This window comes from Pedobacter sp., assembly GCF_045628745.1.
GTDB lineage: Bacteria > Bacteroidota > Bacteroidia > Sphingobacteriales > Sphingobacteriaceae > Pedobacter.
The window spans coordinates 1-2,823 of the sequence record NZ_JAZQPU010000162.1 but is presented as its reverse complement, the minus strand read 5'-3'; the positions used below and the strand labels follow the sequence as shown (position 1 = coordinate 2,823).

The following is a 2,823-nucleotide window of genomic DNA, read 5'->3' as shown; positions in this document are numbered from 1 at the left end:
AATCAATGAAGGATACCTCGCCAAAGAATTTAAAGGTATCTATAGAAAGAACGAGGATGATGCCTATGGTAGTTAATACAGAAACCAGGCTGCAAAGGATCATGACGCCTTCTATGAGCTTTTCGGAGGTGAATTTTCTTGCTGCCATAACTATTGCTGATTAGATAAAAGTTGCAGCAAATTAGCGCCAACTATAGATTTGTTTTCGAATACGGAACCTGTTTTTCCTTCTGTAAAGCGTTTGTACGACAGCTGGTAGGCTTTGTTAGGTAGAGGAACATAACCCACTTCTTTAGAAAGCGTTGCTGCCTTTTCCAGGTAAAATTTGATGAACTCCCTCACATAAGGTTTTTGTGCAGATTTGATATTAACATAGATAAATTCTGGTCTGGAGAGGGGCTGGTATTGACCGTTCTGAACGGTGATATCGGTTGGAAAAATAGCCTTGCTATCTGCCGTAAGTTTAACAGGAATGAGTTTAAGTTTGTCTTTGTTTTCAGTGAAATAAGCAAGACCGAAATAACCTAAACCGCCAATATCAGAAGTTACGCCCTGTACCAAAACGTTGTCATCTTCACTGGCTGTATAATCTCCCCTGGAGGCTTTTGCTTTACCATTGATGGCCTCGGTAAAATAATCATAGGTGCCTGAGGAGGTTCCTGCGCCATATAAATGAAGGGGAACGTCGGGCCAGGAATCACGCACCTGCTTCCAGCTTTTAACTTTATTCTGGCTTTCCGGCGACCACATTTTTTTGAGCTCCGCTACGGTGATGTCTTTTACAAAAGTGTTTTTCGGACTAACCACGATGGCCATGCCGTCATAAGATACCGGGATCTCTATGAATTTAATGCCGTTTGTTTTGGCGATGGCCAGTTCTGAAGGACTGATTGGGCGGGAAGCGTTGCTGATATCCGTTTCGCCACGCAAAAATTTTTTGAAGCCGCCACCTGTTCCAGAAACTCCAACCGTTACCCTGATGTCTCCCTGAACTTTTCTAAATTCTTCGGCCACCGCCTCTGTTAAGGGATACACGCTGCTGGATCCATCAATATTTATTTTGCCCTTGTAGGCTTTGAAGCAAGAGCTAAATAATAATAAAATACTGCATAGTAAATAAGTACATCTGGACATATTATTGCTTTTTGCGTCAAAGATTATTTAAGTCAATATAGGTTTAAAATATCTCTTTTTAAACCAAAAGGCAAGGTTTACTAAAGCAATAAGGGCAGGAACTTCCACCAGAGGGCCAATTACACCCACGAAAGCCTGACCCGAATTGATACCAAAAACGCCTATGGCTACAGCAATTGCCAGTTCAAAATTGTTCCCTGTTGCGGTAAAAGCAATAGATGTAGATTTAGAATAGTCAGCACCAAAATATTTGCCAGCAAAAAAGCTGGTGACAAACATGATAGAAAAATAGATGACTAAAGGAATGGCAATACGGATGACATCTGTAGGAAGCTGGAGTATCATTTCTCCCTTTAGGCTAAACATGAGTACAATGGTAAACAGTAATGCAATAAGGGTTACAGGAGATATGATTGGAATAAATTTTTTGTCAAACCATTCTTCGCCTTTTAAACGGATGAGGCTATACCTGGTGATGATGCCCATAGCGAAGGGGATGCCTAAATAAATGCCCACACTTTTTGCAATTTCTACAATGGTGATATCTACCTGCAGGCCATTGATGCCAAAATAAGGAGGAAGAACAGTGATAAATAGGTAGGCAAAGACACTATAAAAGAAAACCTGAAAAATGCTGTTCAAGGCAATTAATCCAGCAGCATATTCACGATTTCCATCAGCTAATTCATTCCAAACTACCACCATGGCAATGCACCTTGCCAATCCGATTAAGATCAATCCGACCATATATTCAGGGTAATCCCTCAAGAAAATAACAGCAAGGGAAAACATTAACAAAGGACCAATGATCCAGTTCAAAATTAAAGAAACGCTGAGTACTTTGATGTCTTTGAACACCTGCGCCATTTTCTCGTATTTCACTTTTGCCAGTGGGGGGTACATCATCAAAATGAGGCCAATAGCCAAGGGGATATTGGTGGTGCCGCTGGAAAAGGAATTGATAATACCTGCAGAGGAAGGAAAAAGAAAACCAATACTGACCCCAATGGCCATTGCCATAAAGATCCATAAGGTGAGGTACCTGTCAAGGAAGTTTAACTTTTTCTGCTGAACTAAAGGTATTGGCTGTGATAATTCCATTTGTTTTTGGGGGCTTAATGTTCTCTAAATAAGCCCATCTATGATGGATTGCAAAGTTAGGGAACGGTAGTGATTTTCAAAGAATTAGCGGTTATCATTAGGTTACGCTAATGTTAAGATATTATTAAATGTTCTCTTGAATAAATGCTGCGGTATAAGCTTTGATCAATTCTCTAACCTGACGGAATTGTTGCATCACTTCAAGAGCTGAGCCAGTGGCTTTAGCAGGGTCAGGGAAATTATAATGGAACTTTTTTGCATTGCTGGGAAAATATGGGCAGTTTTCTTGTGCATGATCACAAACTGTGATGAGGTGGTCAAAATCTATTTCTTTATATTCATCAATGAGGTTTGACGTGTGGGAAGAGATGTCTATACCATCCTCTTTCATGATCTCTATGGCTTTAGGATTTACACCATGTGTTTCTATGCCGGCACTGAATATTGCTGCCCGGTTTCCGGCAAATTTTCTTAAATAGCCTTCTGCAATCTGACTGCGGCAACTGTTACCCGTACATAATACAAGAATCTTTTTCATTAGCAACAACCACCTCCAGGCGTACAAACTGAAGCATCAGCTACAAGGTT

Annotated in this window: 3 protein-coding genes; all 3 read right to left on the bottom strand. The window is 40.5% G+C overall.

The features are described 5' to 3' along the window. Positions 1 to 150: 150 nt before the first annotated feature. Entirely contained in the window at positions 151 to 1,134 is a 984-nt protein-coding gene (locus tag ACR2F7_RS06590) for a PstS family phosphate ABC transporter substrate-binding protein (protein ID WP_432712788.1), read from the bottom strand. 27 nt (positions 1,135 to 1,161) lie between these two features. Then, complete coding sequence (arsB, locus tag ACR2F7_RS06585; protein WP_432712787.1) at positions 1,162 to 2,235, bottom strand: ACR3 family arsenite efflux transporter; 1,074 nt, start codon at positions 2,233 to 2,235, stop codon at positions 1,162 to 1,164. A 124-nt stretch (positions 2,236 to 2,359) separates the two neighbouring features. After that, positions 2,360 to 2,773 (bottom strand): arsenate reductase ArsC, encoded by a 414-nt coding sequence (locus tag ACR2F7_RS06580; protein ID WP_432712786.1) that lies wholly within the window; start codon positions 2,771 to 2,773, stop codon positions 2,360 to 2,362. Between the last annotated feature and the right edge of the window lie 50 nt (positions 2,774 to 2,823).